This is a genomic window from Vibrio sp. 1CM23M, assembly GCF_023161755.1.
Lineage (GTDB): Bacteria > Pseudomonadota > Gammaproteobacteria > Enterobacterales > Vibrionaceae > Vibrio > Vibrio coralliirubri.
The window spans coordinates 1-549 of the sequence record NZ_JALNTR010000027.1; the positions used below are offsets into that span (position 1 = coordinate 1).

The following is a 549-nucleotide window of genomic DNA, read 5'->3' on the forward strand; positions in this document are numbered from 1 at the left end:
CTGGCTTCTCTGGATGTCAAGAGTAGGTAAGGTTCTTCGCGTTGCATCGAATTAAACCACATGCTCCACCGCTTGTGCGGGCCCCCGTCAATTCATTTGAGTTTTAATCTTGCGACCGTACTCCCCAGGCGGTCTACTTAACGCGTTAGCTCCGAAAGCCACGGCTCAAGGCCACAACCTCCAAGTAGACATCGTTTACGGCGTGGACTACCAGGGTATCTAATCCTGTTTGCTCCCCACGCTTTCGCATCTGAGTGTCAGTATCTGTCCAGGGGGCCGCCTTCGCCACTGGTATTCCTTCAGATCTCTACGCATTTCACCGCTACACCTGAAATTCTACCCCCCTCTACAGTACTCTAGTTCACCAGTTTCAAATGCAGTTCCGAGGTTGAGCCCCGGGCTTTCACATCTGACTTAATGAACCACCTGCATGCGCTTTACGCCCAGTAATTCCGATTAACGCTCGCACCCTCCGTATTACCGCGGCTGCTGGCACGGAGTTAGCCGGTGCTTCTTCTGTTGCTAACGTCAAGAGATAGCGCTATTAAC

At 52.3% G+C, this 549-nt stretch carries 1 rRNA gene; it reads right to left on the reverse strand.

Annotated features, from left to right (window positions below):
• Positions 1-549: ribosomal RNA gene (locus tag MSG35_RS23990) — 16S ribosomal RNA — on the reverse strand; the annotation flags it as partial.